Origin of the sequence: Agrobacterium sp. CNPSo 2736 (assembly GCF_004005385.1) — a bacterium.
Classification (GTDB): Bacteria; Pseudomonadota; Alphaproteobacteria; order Rhizobiales; family Rhizobiaceae; genus Agrobacterium; species Agrobacterium leguminum.
Genome location: NZ_RZTX01000017.1, coordinates 34,154 through 49,564, shown reverse-complemented (window position 1 = coordinate 49,564; position 15,411 = coordinate 34,154). Strand labels below are relative to the sequence as shown.

The following is a 15,411-nucleotide window of genomic DNA, read 5'->3' as shown; positions in this document are numbered from 1 at the left end:
CGCCGCCAGGAGAATCGGCCGAATGACATGCAGCACGAGGAATGGAACATTGCAGGTCGGTATCGACATGGGAACCCTATCGGGCGGGCAGCAGGCCAAGCTCGATATCGAAGAATTGCTTGCGACGCGTTTGCTGGTGCAGGGCAATTCCGGTTCCGGCAAGTCGCATCTTCTGCGCCGGCTGCTGGAGCAATCGGCGCAATGGGTGCAGCAGGTCATCATCGATCCCGAGGGTGATTTCGTCACGCTTTCCGACAGGTTCGGCCATGTGGTGGTGGATGGCGAACGCACCGAGGCGGAGCTTGCCGGCATTGCCAACCGCATTCGCCAGCACCGCGTTTCCTGCGTGCTGACGCTGGAAGGCCTCGATATCGAACAGCAGATGCGGGCCGCCGCCGCCTTCCTCAACGGCATGTTCGATGCGGATCGTGAATTCTGGTATCCGGTGCTTGTCGTGGTGGATGAGGCGCAGATGTTTGCGCCCTCCGTCGGCGGCGAGGTGACGGAAGATGCGCGCAAGGCGTCGCTCGGCGCCATGACCAATCTCATGTGCCGTGGGCGTAAACGCGGGCTGGCCGGCGTCATCGCCACGCAGCGTCTTGCCAAGCTCGCCAAGAACGTGGCGGCGGAAGCCTCGAACTTCCTGATGGGCCGCACCTTCCTCGATATCGACATGGCGCGTGCGGCCGACCTGCTCGGTATGGACCGGCGGCAGGCGGAAATGTTCCGCGATTTGCAGCGCGGCAATTTCGTGGCGCTCGGCCCGGCGCTCTCGCGCCGGCCGCTGCCCATCGTCATCGGCCCGGTGGAAACCTCGGCGCGTTCCTCTTCGCCGAAGCTGATGCCCCTACCGGATGCCCTGCCAGATGTCGAAGACCTGATTTTCACGCCGGATCCGGAAGAGTTTACACGGCCTGCCGTGCGCCGCACGCCGCCAGCACCACGCCCGACCACGGATATTCTGGCCGAACTTTCCCGTTCCACGCCCGCCGCCGTCGGTCCTTCACCCGAGCAGCCGCGAAGCGGCCAGCCGGAGATGACGCCGGAGGAGCGCGAGGAGAAAATCGCGACGGTTCTCGTCGAAATTCTCGACGATCCGCAATCGGCCTATCGGACTGATGCCGTGCTTTATCAGGATTTTCTGGTGCGCGCCCGCATGCGCCGTATTCCCGGCACGCCGATGACGCTGCCAGAATTCCGCCGACAGGTGGCGATTGCCCGCTCCGGCGTGGATGCGACGATGGCGGCAAGCGAAGGCTGGGAGAAGGCGCTGGAGCTGTCGATGTCGGTTTCCGATGATCTGCAGGGGGTCTTCCTGCTGCTCGTCAAAGCCGCTCTCGGTGAGGAGCCTTGTCCGTCGGATGCCCGCATCGCCCGCGCCTATGGCACCCATTCCGCCCGCCGTGCCCGCCGGCTTCTCGGTTATTTCGAGGAGAAGGAGCTTGTGGTGGTGCATGCCGATTTCTCCGGCAAGCGCATCGTGGCGTTTCCCGATCTCGACGCGAAAACCGCGCCGGGTGACGCGGATGCTGCGGAGGATGACGCAAGGCTTGCGGCCGAGTGAGGTTGGCAGGCTGCTTGTTTGGCATACCTCCCGTCATGCCGGACTTGATCCGGCATCCAGCCACGGCGCGTCTGCGCCGTGAGACGAGTCTATTGCGATCAAGGACTTGAACGCGCTGGACCCCGGATCAGGTCCGGGGTGACGGCGTGTATATTATGTGGCGGTGGTAACCTCATTCGTCAGCGGAATTCTGAAAGAGGCTGAGGAGGCGTTTCCGCCTCCTCGATCAAGGCCTTATTCGATGGCCTTTGCTTCCTTACGCGTCGCAATCAGTGAACCGACGATACCGGTTGCGAGGATGGCGACGGTGACGCCGAGTGAGACGGCGGGCGGGATCTTGGCGATGCCGAGCATATCGGCGACGAAGATTTTCGAGCCGACGAAGACCAGAACCGCAGCCAGCGCATATTTCAGATAAGCGAAGCGGTGGATCAGGGCGGCCAGCGCAAAATAGAGGGCGCGCAGGCCAAGGATCGCGAAGATGTTCGAGGTGTAGACGATAAACGGATCGGTGGTGATCGCGAAGATTGCCGGGATCGAATCGACCGCGAAGATCAGGTCGGCGATTTCAACCATGATGAGCGCCAGGAAGAGCGGCGTCACGAAGGTCTTGAGTTTGCCGGTGGCCTCATCGGTTTCCTTGACGAAGAATTTCTCGCCATGCAGCCTGTTTGTCACCGGAAGGTGACTGCGCAGGAACTTCAGGATGCGGTTATTGCCGATATCCGATTCATCATGGTCGGACGAGAACAGCATCTTGAGGCCGGTGAAGACGAGGAAGGCCGCGAAGAGATAAAGTACCCAGTGGAAGTTTTCGACGATGGCCGCGCCGCCGGCGATCATGATGCCGCGCAGGACGATGACGCCGAGGATGCCCCAGAGCAGCACGCGGTGCTGATATTGGCGGGGAATGGCGAAATAGGAGAAGATCATGGCGATGATGAAGATATTGTCCATCGCCAGGCTTTTTTCGACCACGAAGCCGGTGACATATTCCATCGCCGACTGCTGGCCGGACTGATACCAGATCCAGCCGCCGAAGGCCAAGCCGATGGCGATATAAAAGCCCGACATCAGCAGGCTTTCACGAACGCCGATTTCCTTGGAGTTCTTGTGCAGCACGCCGAGATCGAGCGCGAGCAGGCCAAGTACGAGAGAAATGAAGACAGCCCACATCCATGTGGGGGTGCCGAGAAAATCGTTGAGGAGAAATTCCATCAGTCAACCTTTAGCCGGACGAGGTTGGCTTTGCGGATGGGGAACGTGCGTGAAGAATATACGTGGGCCCCAACCTAAAGAAACTCGACATCACGTGTTGTCCGGTAACACGCCAGAGGGGCCCGAGTTCTGATCACGATGGAGAGATGGGTGGGCGCTCAGGCTTTTCAAGGGCAGCATCGAGAAAAAAGCGGCAGGCGTTGTTTGACAAATTTGTAAAACGTGTTTAGAAGCCGCCCCAACGCCGGGCAGTGATGTCCGGTGTGTTTTGTTGACTGCCTTGCAGTTTAAAGGCTGACGTTCGGCGGTCAATATCACCGACATGTCCCGTGGTTTCTCCATTTGCATGTGAGAAGCCTGTCAGAGGCCCTGAAACGGGCTTCAGAGGAGGGCGTGTTTCCTTGAACCGGTTTGGCAACAGACCGGCATAACCTTTTGAGAAGGAAATACGATGAGCAAGCGCGAATCGGCTAAGTACAAAATTGACCGCCGTATGGGCGAAAACATCTGGGGTCGTCCGAAGTCCCCGGTTAACCGCCGCGAATACGGCCCGGGCCAGCACGGCCAGCGCCGCAAGGGCAAGATGAGCGACTTCGGCACGCAGCTGCGCGCCAAGCAGAAGCTCAAGGGCTATTACGGCGAACTGCGCGAAAAGCAGTTCCGCGCCACCTTCGACGAAGCAAACCGTCGCAAGGGTGACACCTCCGAAAACCTGATCGGCCTGCTCGAGTCGCGTCTGGACGCCATCGTCTACCGCGCCAAGTTCGTTCCGACCGTTTTCGCATCGCGTCAGTTCATCAACCATGGCCACGTCACGGTTAACGGCGTTCGCGTCAACATCGGTTCCTACCGCTGCAAGCCGGGCGACGTTATCGAAGTTCGCCAGAAGTCCAAGCAGCTCGTAACCGTTCTGGAAGCCGTTCAGCTCGCTGAGCGTGACGTTCCGGACTACATCGAAGTCGACCACAACAAGATGGTTGCGACCTACGCCCGCGTTCCGGCTCTCTCCGACGTTCCGTACCCGGTCGTCATGGAACCGCATCTGGTCGTCGAATTCTACTCGCGTTAATCGACGCGTTTCAGTATTGAGAAAGCCGCCCCTCGGGGCGGCTTTTTTGTTTGCCGGGGAAGGCTTTGCATGCAGGATATTCAGGCGATCGTCGATTCCATCTATGACAGCATGCTGCCAAGACTGGGTGAGGGGAAGGTTGCGGATTACATTCCCGAACTTGCCAAGGTCGATCCCAACCAGTTCGGCATCGCCATCACCACCGTCGATGGAACCACCTATACGGCTGGCAATGCGCTTGTACCGTTTTCGATCCAGAGTATCTCCAAGGTCTTCATGCTGACGCTGGCGCTCGGCAAGGCCGGCGAGACGGTGTGGAACCGGGTGGGACGCGAACCTTCAGGCTCTTCCTTCAACTCCATCGTCCAGCTGGAACATGAGCACGGCATCCCGCGCAATCCCTTCGTGAACGCCGGCGCGATCGTGGTGACCGATATCGTTCTTTCCGGCCACCAGCCGCGCGAGGCCATCGGCGAGCTTCTGCGCTTCGTGCGTTATCTCGCGGACGATGACACGATCAGCATTGACGACACGGTGGCAAAATCCGAGCAGGCGACGGGCTTCCGCAATTTCGCGCTTGCCAATTTCATGCGTTCCTTCGGCAATCTGCATCATCCCGTGGAACATACGCTCGGCGTTTATTTCCATCAGTGCGCGCTTTCCATGACCTGTGCCCAGCTATCCCGCGCTGGCCTCTTCCTCGCCAATCGCGGCCGCAATCCGCTGACGGGCCACACGGTCGTCTCGGACCGGCGGGCGCGACGCATCAATGCGCTGATGCTGACCTGTGGCCATTATGACGGATCGGGCGATTTCGCCTATCATGTCGGCCTGCCGGGCAAGAGCGGCGTCGGCGGCGGCATCATGGCGGTGGCCCCGGGCAATGCGTCGATTGCGGTCTGGTCGCCGGGTCTCAACAAGGTGGGTAATTCGGCGCTCGGGTCACAGGCGCTGGAATTGCTGGCGACGAAAACCGGCTGGTCGGTATTCGGGGCTTGATATTGCAGGCGGATGGGGGCATTGCCTGCATGAAGAACGGCAGTCGTGCCGGAGCGAGCGGATGATGAACATTCTCACCAAGATCGATGACTTTGTAGATCAGGCCGGGGCCGCACCGATCGGGGCGGATCAGGACGCGTCCGAGGAAAACGGCAGCTCGCATCCCCTGTTCGACAACGCGCCGCGGTCTGTCTCGTTCAACAAGCTGCGCAAGCGGCTGCTGCGCAATGTGCGCCAGGCGTTTGAAGATTTCGGCATGCTGAACGGCCAAAAGCGCTGGCTGGTTGGCCTTTCCGGCGGCAAGGACAGCTATGGTCTTCTGGCGCTGCTGCTCGATCTCAAATGGCGCGGGCTTTTACCGGTGGAACTGGTTGCCTGCAATCTGGATCAGGGCCAGCCGAATTTTCCCAAACACGTGCTGCCGGAGTATCTGGCGAAGATCGGTGTCGCCCATCGCATCGAATATCGCGATACCTATTCCGTGGTGAAGGAAAAGGTGCCTTCCGGCGGCACTTACTGTTCGCTCTGTTCGCGGCTCCGGCGCGGCAATCTCTACCGCATCGCGCGGGAGGAGGGTTGCGACGCGCTGCTGCTCGGCCATCATCGCGAGGATATTCTCGAAACCTTCTTCATGAACTTCTTCCACGGCGGCCGGCTGGCCGGAATGCCGGCCAAGCTTTTGAATGACGAGGGCGACCTGATGGTCATGCGCCCGCTTGCCTATTGCGCCGAAGACGATATGGCGAAATTCGCGGCGGCGATGGAATTCCCGATCATTCCCTGCGACCTCTGCGGATCGCAGGACGGGCTTCAGCGCAATGCCATGAAGGAGATGCTGGCCGACATCGAACGGCGTATGCCCGGCCGCAAGGACGTGATGCTGAGGGCGCTTGCCCATGTCAATCCATCGCATCTGCTTGATCCCAAGCTTTTTGATTTCTCGGCGCTTTCTGTCACCGGGGCGTCACCTGAAGAGCGTAGGGAGGCTAACTCCCTTTTATGAAGAAGTGCCCCGCCCGATGACCCTTTCCGACAAAGATATCGACTTCCTCGTTTCCACCGTTGCCGCTGCCGGCGCGAATGAAATTCTTCCCCGCTTCCGAAACCTGAGCGCCGGTGCGATCTCCGAAAAGACCTCCGCCGTCGATCTGGTCACCGAGGCCGATGTTCTGGCGGAAAAGGCGATCACCGCCGCTCTCCTCCAGCGATTTCCTAAGGCCCATATCGTCGGCGAAGAAGCCTATGAGGCGGACCAATCCGTCATTCCCGCACTTGCCGATGCGCCGCTTGCCTTCGTGATTGACCCCATCGACGGTACTTTCAATTACGCTTCCGGCTTCCCCGCTTTCGGCACATTGCTTGCGGTCACCGTCAAGGGCGAGACTGTGGCGGGCTTCATCCACGATCCGGTGATGGGCGATACCATCGTTGCCCTGAAAGGCGAGGGTGCGTTTCTCAACCGCAGGAACGGTTCGCAGGCGAAGCTCAGGGTTGCCGATCCCGCGCCATTGTCCGACATGGTCGGCATCTTTTCCTGGGGCCACAGCCATCAGGATCGCCGGCCGGTGATTGCCGCCAATATGGCCAAGATCAAGATGGCGCTGTCGCTCAACTGCTCGGCACATGAATATTGGCTCGCCTCGGCCGGCAAGCTGCATTTCATCGGCCATGAAAAGCTGATGCCGTGGGATCATCTCGCCGGCGTGCTCATTCATCAGGAGGCGGGCGGTTACACGGCCCGTTTCGACAATACGCCCTATCGGCCGGGGCAAACGGAGGGCGGCATTCTGTCTGCTCCCGACAAGGAAAGCTGGAAGATGCTGCGACGGGAAATCGTCGCCTTATAAGATCACGCTCAGAAAGAAGGATATCGCCCATGGCTCTCGAACTCGACATCGCCTCTCTTGCCAATACGCTTCAGGAGGCGGCGGCAGTGGAAATCCTGCCGCGGTTCCGCAATCTGGGCGAAGGCGATGTGCGGATGAAGACCGAGGCGATCGACCTCGTCACCGAGGCCGACGAGGCCGCCGAACGGCTGATCCGTGCGCGTGTGCAGGAAATCATGCCGGATGCACTGTTCATCGGCGAAGAGGCGGTGGCGGCGGATGCCTCGCTGCTCGGCAAGCTTGCCGATGCCGATCTCGCCGTGGTGGTCGATCCCATCGACGGCACCTATAATTTTGCTTCCGGCCTGCCGCTCTTCGGCGTGATGATGAGCGTCATCTCCAGGGGCGAGACCGTTGCCGGCCTGATCTTCGATCCGATGGGCAATGACTGGGCGATTGCCGAAAAGGGTTCCGGCGCGTGGCTTTGCAGCGCCGACGGTTCGCAGACCGAGATGTCGGTCGTGCCGGCCCCGGAATTGTCGCAGATGGTCGGCATCGCCAATACGGGCTATTTCGACGTGGAGACACGGCGCAAGATCCTGACGAACCTCGCCGATGTGCGGCTCTTCACCAGCTATCGCTGCGCGGCGCATGAATATCGCCTGTTCTGCGGCGGCCACATGCATTTCCTGATGTATAACAAGCTAATGCCCTGGGACCATCTGGCCGGCACGTTGCTGTCGCAGGAGGCGGGCGCCTATGCGGCACGCCTCGACGGCTCGCCCTATCTGCCGAACCATGTGGATGGCGGGCTGCTGCTCGCGCCGGATCAGGAGACGTGGGAACTGCTGCGGGAGAAGATTTTTACGGTGTGAGGTGCGCTCACGCGAATTTCAGCTTCTTGCCTTCACAAGCCTGCCTGCAACGTCCTGAAATCTCTCCTCCGTCATGCTCAGGCCTGTCCCGAGCATCTGCAACGTCCCGATTTTGTTGACGTGATTAGATCCTTGGGACAAGCCCAAGGATGACGTTGAGTGTGAAAGCAGACTTGTTGTCACATTAAGGGCGCGGAACAGAATTCCGCGCCCTTTCATTTTTCTACCGCCCCTCACCGCGTCGGCTTGTTATGCGCCTGAAACAGCACGCCCTTTTCGCCGATCAGCACGAAGATGAGGCCGACGATGGAGACGGTGAAGAAACCCGCCACCATGGGCAGCGCCGTGCCGTTGAAAGACTGGCCGATGGCCGCGCCGATCAGCGAGCCGCCGACGGTTCCCATGAAACCCATGACGGACGATGCGGTGCCGGCGACGTGGCCGAGCGGTTCCATCGCCAGCGAGTTGAAGTTCGAGCCGATCCAGCCGAACTGGAACATGGCGAGCGCGAAGAACACGATGAAGATGGCGAAAGGCATCGGTTCCGGCCCCAGCACCTGCACCAGCAGCCAGAGGAAGGTGATGGCGATGAAGCCAAGCAGCGAGCCGTGCGACAGCTTGCGCATGCCGAACCGGCCGACCAGCCTTGCATTGACGAAGGACGAGAAGGCCATGAACAGCGCCACGCCTGCAAAAGCCGCCGCAAACCATGCGCCGAGCCCGTAAATGCCCTTATAGACCTGTTCGACCGAGTTGATGAAGCCGAACAGCGCCCCGAAGATGAAGGTGCTGGAGAGCGTATAACAGAGCGCGATACGGTTGGTGAGCACGATCTTGAAACCGCCGAGGATCGAGCTTGCGGTCAAGGGGCGGATATCGTCCGGATGCAGGGTTTCCGGCAGGCGGAAATACATCCAGGCCGTCACCACGGCGGCAATGGCCGCCATGAAAGCGAAGATCAGGTGCCAGTCACCGAAAAACAGCACGATCTGGCCGGTGCCGGGCGCTATGACCGGTACGACCATGAAGACCATCATGATCAGCGACATGACTTCCGCCATCTGCCGTCCGCCATAGATATCGCGCACGATGGAGACCGTGATGACACGCGTCGCCGCCGAACCGATACCCTGAATGAAGCGCAGCATCAGCAGCCCGGAGAAGGACGGTACGAAGACCACGGCGATGGCTGAAACGATGTAGATGGCAAGCCCGACGAACATCGGCTTGCGGCGTCCGAAACGGTCCGAAATCGGTCCGTAGAGAAGCTGGGCGATGCCGAAGCCGAGAAGATAGCTGGAAATCACATATTGGCGGTGGTTTTCGTTCTCGACGCCCAGCGAGGCGCCGATTTCCTGAAGACCGGGCAGCATGATGTCGATGGCGAGCGCGTTCAGCGCCATCAGCATCGCGGCCAGCGCGATGAATTCCGTGCGCCCCATCGAGCCTGCGCGCGAAGCGGTGGATTGTGAAAGATTTGTCACAGGATTGCCCCAAAAAGAACGGCAAAGGCGTTGCATGAAGCAACGCCTGGCATAAATTTCTGACAATCAGGGTGGGCCGGATGAACCGGCCGAAATCAGGCCGCGCCGCGGACGCTGATACCCTGTTCTTGGAAGTGGTTTTGAAGTTCGCCGGACTGGAACATCTCTCTTACGATGTCACAGCCGCCGACGAATTCGCCCTTGACGTAGAGCTGCGGGATGGTCGGCCAGTTGGAGTAGTCCTTGATGCCCTGGCGGATATCTGCATCGGCAAGCACGTTGATGCCCTTGTAGTCGACGCCGAGATAATCGAGGATCTGTACCACCTGGCCGGAAAAACCGCACTGCGGAAATTGCGGGGTGCCCTTCATGAAAAGAACGATGTCGTTGCTCTTCACTTCGCTGTCGATCATGTCGTGAATGCCGCTCATAGGCCTATTCCTTTCACATGCGGTTCAAGGCCGCTGCTTTCTGTTTGTTCCTAGATAACATGTCGTGGCGCGATTTCCACCCGGGAAGCGTAAAAAATCCGTCCCCGATGCGGTGCACGCATGTCAAATATCGGCCTGTGGCGGATCAACGATATCTCTGCCGGCTGCGGGCGGCGGCTGTGCGCCTTTTGCTCACCTGCTTCTTGGCCGGCTTGGGTTTGATGGCGGCGTTGATCGCGGCTTCCAGAACCGAGCCGACGATGCCGCCGGCAAGCGAGCCGGTGCTTTTCGTCCGACGCGCGCGGCGCGTCTTGCGGATGCCGGTCTTGGTGAGGATTTCAGAGAGCGCGCCCTTGACGACGCCGTTGAGTACTTGATCGACGATGCCAGACAAATTTCCCTCACCGATAAATAAATCACATTTCCGTCGCGATTTTTACTATACGTGCATCGCCCGCTGTATCAAGCGATCCTTTCGGGTGTCTCTAGCGCGCATTTGCTTTCCTCCGAAACGCAAAAGCGCGCTATCTCTTTGTTTTTACGCATTGTCCCGACGTAAAAGCGATTGCGCTTTTACTGGAAATGCTCCGGCCGAAGGTTTATGCATGCCAGCCGTCAAGTCACGACTTGTTCTTTATTTCCCCGGTTTCGATCCGCTCGATGCGGCCGCCCATCATCTGCGTTACCAGCGGGCGGCGGCGCTCTCCGGCAAGACATGGGATGTCGATTATGCCGTGGGGCCGCTGGAGAATGCGCCTGGGGGTGAAACATTCACGGTGGAGGCCTCGGCGGGCGACTGGCGGACGCGCTCCGACATTTTCGTCTACGACCATAATGCGGTAATATCGCAATTGCGCGATGCGCCAGTCTGGCGGCAGATCTGGCTCGGCTTCAAGGCCGGAGCCGGCATCATCGCCGAGGGCGGTGCGGCGCGTTATTTCCGCCACGCCTGGCGTTTTGGCCTCTTCTTCATCTTTCCGTTCCTGCTGATGCTTGTCGGCGGTGCGCTTGCTGCAGGCATTGCGCTCTCACCATGGCTTTTTGGTTTACCGCTCTGGCTTTTCGTGATCAGTCTTCCCGTCGCCGCCCTGTTTTTCGTGAAGGCTTTCCTGCCGTTTGCGGAGCGGTTTCACACCCTGCATCTTTATGCGGACTGGCGGTTCGCGCTCGCGGTCGGCCGCGATGAGCCGATTGCCCGTGACTGGATCGAGGAGAGGGCAGCACTCGTTCTGACGGCGCTGGAGCAGCCCGCGGATGAGGTTCTGGTGGTTTCCCACAGCATGGGCGCCAGCCTTGCGCTCGCCGTGATCGGCCGCGTGCTGGAACTGAAGCCGGATGCGCTGGATGGCCGGAAACTGTCCTTTGCGACCTTGGGCGGGGCGGCGCTGCAATGTGCGTTCCTGTCGAGCGCGGACCGGCTTCGCCAAAGCATCGGCATGATTGCGCGTCACCCGGAGGTGACATGGTTCGATATCCAGTGCCTGACCGATCCTATTCATCTCTACCGGTGCAATACGGTTGGCCTGACCGGTCACAGGGATGCGCCGCAGCCGAAGATCGTACCGATCCGTTTCAAGCATTCGCTCTCGCCAGACCGCTATAAGAAGAACAAGCGCAACTTCCTGCGCATGCACCGGCAATATGTGCTGGGGCCGGATCGCAGATCCGGTTACGATTTTACCCTGTTGACGGCGGGCCCCTTGCCGGCCGCCTCCTTCGCCGCTCTGGATTCGCAGACGCCGCCCGCCTTGTAAGCGGCACCAACCCATTCGGCCGGACATGAAAAAAGGCCCGCGTGAGAGTATCACGCGGGCCTTGATTTATTCCGCAGGTTTCACGCTCGGCCGCAGGCGGGACAGAGACGGTCTGTTGCCGGAACCGCTTTCACGGGCGCAATCATTCCGGAGCCGAGGTCTGCAGGGCAAGGGCATGCAGAACGCCGCCCATATTGCCCTTCAGCGCGTCATAGACCATCTGGTGCTGCTGCACGCGGGTCTTGCCCTTGAATGCTTCCGCAACGACTTCCGCCGCGTAATGATCGCCATCACCGGCCAGATCGCGGATCGTGACCTTTGCCCCGGGAATTCCCGCCTTAATCATGTCTTCAATGTCGCCGGGTTTCATGGGCATGGTGTTTCTCCTTAATTCATTCTGCGGCGAGCAAAGTTTCGCCGTCCATGAATTGAGGGAACCACGATTCATAGGCCAAGTGCAATTCTTTAATCTCGACAGCCCGCGCCGTGCCCAGCTTTACGGTGGAACCGCCGGTAACGCCGATGACCGGGCAGGAAACGCCCGCCGCCTTCGCCGCTGTCTGCACCTCGTCGAGATCGTCCTTTTTGACCGTCAGAACGTAACGGCCCTGATCTTCGCCATAGAAGGTGAGGACCGGGTTGTGGCCTTCGACGGCGTCGATGGTTGCGCCGATGCCCGACGAAATCGCCATTTCGGCAACCGCAAGCGCCAGACCGCCCGAGGAGCAATCGTGAACGGCGGTGGCAAGGCCGTCGGTGATGAGGCTGCGGACGAAATCGCCGTTGTTCTTTTCAGCGGCCAGATCGACATGCGGCGCCGGGCCATCGATGCGGCCATGAATGTCACGCATGTAAACCGACTGGGCGATATGCGTGCCGAGGCCGGCAGGGGCGCCGACGAGCAGCACCACTTCGTCAGCGGCGGCGAAACGGATGCGCGCCATGCGGCTCCAGTCCTTCAGGAGGCCGACGCCGCCGATGGTGGGGGTGGGCAGGATCGCCTGACCGTTGGTTTCGTTATAGAGCGAGACGTTGCCGGAAACGATGGGGAATTCCAGCACGCGGCAGGCTTCGCCGATGCCCTTGATGGCATGGACCAGCTGGCTCATGATCTCGGGCTTTTCCGGATTGCCGAAATTGAGGTTGTCGGTGGCCGCCAGCGGCAGAGCGCCCGTTGCGGTGATGTTGCGCCAGCATTCGGCCACGGCCTGCTTGCCGCCTTCGAAGGGATCGGCCTCGACATAACGTGGCGTCACGTCGGAGGAGAAGGCGAGCGCCTTCCTGTCATGGCCTTCGACGCGAACCACGCCGGCATCGCCGCCGGGAAGCTGCAGCGAATTGCCCTGGATCAGCGTGTCATACTGTTCGTAGACCCAGCGGCGCGAGGAATTGTTGGCCGAACCGACCAGCGATACCAGCGCATCGGCGATATCGGCGGCGGGGACGTCGTTTTCCGAAAGCGGCGCGGGCACCTTGGCGGGCGTCCACGGGCGGTCATATTCCGGAGCCTGATCGCCCAGTTCCTTGATCGGCAGGTTGGCGACTTCCTCGCCATTGTGCAGCACGCGGAAACGCAGATCATCGGTGGTCTTGCCGACGATGGCGAAGTCCAGACCCCACTTGACGAAGATCGCCTTGGCGACTTCTTCCTTGGAGGGCTCGAGAACCATGAGCATGCGCTCCTGGCTTTCCGACAGCATCATTTCGTAAGCCGTCATGCGCTCTTCGCGCACCGGTACGGCGTTCAAGTCAAGCTCGATGCCGAGATCGCCCTTGGCGCCCATTTCGACGGCCGAGCAGGTGAGGCCGGCCGCACCCATGTCCTGAATGGCGATGACCGCACCGGTCTTCATCAGCTCGAGGCAGGCTTCCAGCAGGCATTTTTCGGTGAAGGGGTCGCCGACCTGAACGGTCGGGCGCTTTTCCTCGATGGACTCGTCGAATTCGGCAGACGCCATGGTCGCGCCGCCGACGCCGTCGCGGCCGGTCTTTGCGCCGAGATAAACGACCGGCAGGCCGACGCCCTTGGCTTCCGAGAGGAAGATCGCATTGGACTTGGCAAGACCGGCTGCGAAGGCGTTGACGAGGATGTTGCCGTTATAACGCGGATCGAATTCCACTTCGCCGCCAACGGTCGGCACACCGAAGGAATTGCCGTATCCGCCGACACCGGCGACGACGCCTGCCACGAGGTGGCGGGTCTTCGGATGATCCGGCGCACCGAAACGCAGGGCGTTCATGGCTGCGATGGGGCGGGCGCCCATGGTGAAGACGTCGCGCAGGATGCCGCCGACGCCGGTCGCCGCACCCTGGTAGGGCTCGATATAGGACGGGTGGTTGTGGCTTTCCATCTTGAAGACGACGCAGTCGCCATCGTCGATATCGACCACGCCGGCGTTCTCGCCAGGGCCCTGAATGACGCGCGGACCCTTGGTCGGCAGGGTCTTCAGCCACTTCTTGGAGGACTTGTAGGAGCAGTGCTCGTTCCACATGGCCGAGAAGATGCCAAGCTCGGTAAAGCTCGGCTCCCGTCCGATCAGGTCGAGGATACGCTGGTATTCGTCGGGCTTCAGCCCGTGGGATGCAACGAGTTCCGGGGTGATCTTGATGGAGTTTGAGATAGACATAGGTCTCACGCGGTTCGAGCCGAGGAAAGTTTCCGGTTCTTTAGCGCAAGAGGCTCCATGGCGCGACAGGAAAATGCGCCGCTTTGCCGGCTAATTGGCGGTTTATGCGGTTATTCACCCGTTGCGACCCGTATCACGCCACGCTTTCATAGCCGGCGGAGCCGTTATCCAGCAGGTGGCGGAGGATGCCGAAGGCATGGGTCAGCTCCTCGCGGGTGGAGGGCCCGGAAAAGCTGATGCGGACGCGGTGGAAAACCTTGTCCGTCCGGCCGGCCTTGAACTCGTCCTCGTCATCGATCAGCACGCCTTCCTTCATCGCTGCGTTGCGGAAGGTGCCGGAAAGCCATGGTTCGGGCAGTCTCAGCCACAGGAAGGCGATATCGGGCAGCGAATTGAAGTCCAGCCCGGTAAAGACGCGCCGGGCAATCGCCTCGCGCCCGTTCAGTTCGGCGATGCAATCCTTGCGGATATCGTGGGCGTCGCCGCTATTGACGAGGCGCGCATTCAGTTCGGCCAGCATGAAGGGCAGGCCGCCCGTCATCATCGAGTGGGAAATACGGATGCGCGAGGAATATTGCGCGGGACAGGCGACCCAGCCGCCGCGCACGCCGGCGGCCACGGATTTCGACAGGCCGCCGACGACGAAGGTAATGTCGGGCGCAAATTCGGCGATCAGCGGGATCGCATCGCGCGTCATCGCGCCATAAAGATTGTCCTCGACGATCCACACACCGTAGCGGCGCGCGATATCGGCAATCGCACGGCGGCGGTCTTCCGGCAGGGTGGCGCAGGTCGGGTTCTGGCCGGCCGACATCAGGAAGATCATCTTGGGATGCTGCTGGGCGCAGACGCGTTCGAAATCATCCGGGACAATGCCGTTCTCATCCGCCTCCACCAGCGTCACCCGCCGACCGGCAAGGGCGGCGCTGCGGCTGATGTGGGAATAGGTGACGGGTTCGAAGACGATGCGGTCGCCCGGCGCGGTCATCGCGGACATCACGCTCATCACCGCCGCATGGGCGCCAAGCGTCGAAACGATGTTTTCCGGCTTCGGCGACCAGCCGTTCTGGGAAAGCCAGCGAACGCCCGCCATACACCAGTTGTCGGGAAAGGAGCGGGCATAATTGGTAATGTCGTGGGGATGCTCTCTGGTCACCGCCTCGATGTGCCGGGCGATCAGCCCGCTCTGGCCGACATCCGGCGCGGCGGTGGTGTTCAACCGGAATTCCGCGCTGGTGTCGACGGCGTGGCGCGTGCTGCCGAAGGCGGCCGTTACCGGCTCCATGGGCAATGACGGGGCAGGGGTCTTGCGCTCATTGACATAGGTGCCGCGTCCGACCTCGCCGCTGACGAGGCCACGCTCATGGATCAGCGCATAGGCCCGGCTGATTGTGCCGATTGTCACACCGAGATCGTAGGCAAGATTGCGCTGCGGCGGCAGTTTCGAGCCGGCCTGCAGGATGCCGTCGGAAATCGCGCCTTCGATACTGTCGGCGAGGCGCAGGTAAATCGGGCCATCGCCCTCGGTAATGTCGGGAAGCCAATTTGTCATGGTGACAATTTA

At 60.7% G+C, this 15,411-nt stretch carries 14 protein-coding genes; 7 read left to right on the top strand and 7 right to left on the bottom strand.

Going from position 1 to position 15,411, the window contains the following annotated elements:
• The first annotated feature begins 22 nt into the window (after nt 1–22).
• Nucleotides 23–1,564, top strand: a complete 1,542-nt coding sequence (locus EM858_RS22265; protein WP_127757993.1) for an ATP-binding protein — start codon at nt 23–25, stop codon at nt 1,562–1,564.
• 234 nt (nt 1,565–1,798) lie between these two features.
• Here the strand turns inward: EM858_RS22265 and EM858_RS22260 are convergent, their stop codons facing one another.
• On the bottom strand, nt 1,799–2,782 hold the full coding sequence (locus tag EM858_RS22260) for a TerC family protein (RefSeq protein WP_127757992.1): 984 nt from the start codon (nt 2,780–2,782) through the stop codon (nt 1,799–1,801).
• Nucleotides 2,783–3,233: 451 nt separating this feature from the next.
• Between EM858_RS22260 and rpsD the strand changes: the two genes are divergently transcribed.
• The 5 genes from rpsD (at nt 3,234) to EM858_RS22235 (ending at nt 7,551) form a co-directional block, all read left to right on the top strand.
• Nucleotides 3,234–3,851, top strand: coding sequence for a 30S ribosomal protein S4 (gene rpsD / locus EM858_RS22255; protein WP_003520423.1), 618 nt, complete (start codon nt 3,234–3,236; stop codon nt 3,849–3,851).
• 69 nt (nt 3,852–3,920) lie between these two features.
• Nucleotides 3,921–4,850, top strand: a complete 930-nt coding sequence (locus EM858_RS22250; protein WP_127757991.1) for a glutaminase — start codon at nt 3,921–3,923, stop codon at nt 4,848–4,850.
• Nucleotides 4,851–4,911: 61 nt separating this feature from the next.
• On the top strand, nt 4,912–5,853 hold the full coding sequence (gene ttcA, locus EM858_RS22245; RefSeq protein ID WP_164865528.1) for a tRNA 2-thiocytidine(32) synthetase TtcA: 942 nt from the start codon (nt 4,912–4,914) through the stop codon (nt 5,851–5,853).
• 16 nt (nt 5,854–5,869) lie between these two features.
• Nucleotides 5,870–6,697, top strand: a complete 828-nt coding sequence (locus tag EM858_RS22240; protein ID WP_127757990.1) for an inositol monophosphatase family protein — start codon at nt 5,870–5,872, stop codon at nt 6,695–6,697.
• A 29-nt stretch (nt 6,698–6,726) separates the two neighbouring features.
• Nucleotides 6,727–7,551, top strand: coding sequence for an inositol monophosphatase family protein (locus EM858_RS22235; protein WP_127757989.1), 825 nt, complete (start codon nt 6,727–6,729; stop codon nt 7,549–7,551).
• Between the two features lie 233 nt (nt 7,552–7,784).
• On the opposite strand, the gene EM858_RS22230 is transcribed toward EM858_RS22235, so the two are convergent.
• The 3 genes from EM858_RS22230 to EM858_RS22220 form a co-directional block, all read right to left on the bottom strand.
• Complete coding sequence (locus EM858_RS22230) at nt 7,785–8,993, bottom strand: multidrug effflux MFS transporter (RefSeq protein ID WP_127758031.1); 1,209 nt, start codon at nt 8,991–8,993, stop codon at nt 7,785–7,787.
• Between the two features lie 137 nt (nt 8,994–9,130).
• Nucleotides 9,131–9,466 (bottom strand): Grx4 family monothiol glutaredoxin, encoded by a 336-nt coding sequence (grxD, locus tag EM858_RS22225; RefSeq protein WP_003520429.1) that lies wholly within the window; start codon nt 9,464–9,466, stop codon nt 9,131–9,133.
• 145 nt (nt 9,467–9,611) lie between these two features.
• The gene (locus EM858_RS22220) at nt 9,612–9,860 is read right to left on the bottom strand and encodes a hypothetical protein (protein WP_078052777.1); all 249 of its coding nucleotides are present in this window, start codon (nt 9,858–9,860) and stop codon (nt 9,612–9,614) included.
• 211 nt (nt 9,861–10,071) lie between these two features.
• Here EM858_RS22220 and EM858_RS22215 point away from each other — a divergent pair, with 211 nt between their 5' ends.
• Nucleotides 10,072–11,220 carry a hypothetical protein gene (locus EM858_RS22215; RefSeq protein ID WP_127757988.1) on the top strand — a complete coding sequence of 383 codons (1,149 nt, stop codon included), beginning with the start codon at nt 10,072–10,074 and terminating at the stop codon, nt 11,218–11,220.
• A 142-nt stretch (nt 11,221–11,362) separates the two neighbouring features.
• Here the strand turns inward: EM858_RS22215 and EM858_RS22210 are convergent, their stop codons facing one another.
• The 3 genes from EM858_RS22210 to EM858_RS22200 all read right to left on the bottom strand — a co-directional run bounded on the left by EM858_RS22210 (nt 11,363) and on the right by EM858_RS22200 (nt 15,399).
• Nucleotides 11,363–11,596 carry a BolA family transcriptional regulator gene (locus EM858_RS22210; protein ID WP_003507909.1) on the bottom strand — a complete coding sequence of 78 codons (234 nt, stop codon included), beginning with the start codon at nt 11,594–11,596 and terminating at the stop codon, nt 11,363–11,365.
• Nucleotides 11,597–11,612: 16 nt separating this feature from the next.
• Complete coding sequence (gene purL, locus EM858_RS22205; protein WP_127757987.1) at nt 11,613–13,847, bottom strand: phosphoribosylformylglycinamidine synthase subunit PurL; 2,235 nt, start codon at nt 13,845–13,847, stop codon at nt 11,613–11,615.
• 133 nt (nt 13,848–13,980) lie between these two features.
• Nucleotides 13,981–15,399, bottom strand: coding sequence for a PLP-dependent aminotransferase family protein (locus tag EM858_RS22200; protein WP_127757986.1), 1,419 nt, complete (start codon nt 15,397–15,399; stop codon nt 13,981–13,983).
• Between the last annotated feature and the right edge of the window lie 12 nt (nt 15,400–15,411).

What these genes read in the sequence shown, in the direction of transcription:
- EM858_RS22215 (WP_127757988.1), top strand. Translation starts at nt 10,072, where the DNA reads ATGCCAGCCGTCAAGTCACGACTTGTTCTTTATTTCCCCGGTTTCGAT.
- EM858_RS22250 (WP_127757991.1), top strand. Translation starts at nt 3,921, where the DNA reads ATGCAGGATATTCAGGCGATCGTCGATTCCATCTATGACAGCATGCTG.
- purL (WP_127757987.1), bottom strand. Translation starts at nt 13,847, where the DNA reads ATGTCTATCTCAAACTCCATCAAGATCACCCCGGAACTCGTTGCATCC.
- EM858_RS22260 (WP_127757992.1), bottom strand. Translation starts at nt 2,782, where the DNA reads ATGGAATTTCTCCTCAACGATTTTCTCGGCACCCCCACATGGATGTGG.
- EM858_RS22265 (WP_127757993.1), top strand. Translation starts at nt 23, where the DNA reads ATGACATGCAGCACGAGGAATGGAACATTGCAGGTCGGTATCGACATG.
- ttcA (WP_164865528.1), top strand. Translation starts at nt 4,912, where the DNA reads ATGATGAACATTCTCACCAAGATCGATGACTTTGTAGATCAGGCCGGG.
- EM858_RS22230 (WP_127758031.1), bottom strand. Translation starts at nt 8,993, where the DNA reads ATGGGGCGCACGGAATTCATCGCGCTGGCCGCGATGCTGATGGCGCTG.
- EM858_RS22210 (WP_003507909.1), bottom strand. Translation starts at nt 11,596, where the DNA reads ATGCCCATGAAACCCGGCGACATTGAAGACATGATTAAGGCGGGAATT.
- EM858_RS22240 (WP_127757990.1), top strand. Translation starts at nt 5,870, where the DNA reads ATGACCCTTTCCGACAAAGATATCGACTTCCTCGTTTCCACCGTTGCC.
- EM858_RS22200 (WP_127757986.1), bottom strand. Translation starts at nt 15,399, where the DNA reads ATGACAAATTGGCTTCCCGACATTACCGAGGGCGATGGCCCGATTTAC.
- rpsD (WP_003520423.1), top strand. Translation starts at nt 3,234, where the DNA reads ATGAGCAAGCGCGAATCGGCTAAGTACAAAATTGACCGCCGTATGGGC.
- EM858_RS22235 (WP_127757989.1), top strand. Translation starts at nt 6,727, where the DNA reads ATGGCTCTCGAACTCGACATCGCCTCTCTTGCCAATACGCTTCAGGAG.
- grxD (WP_003520429.1), bottom strand. Translation starts at nt 9,466, where the DNA reads ATGAGCGGCATTCACGACATGATCGACAGCGAAGTGAAGAGCAACGAC.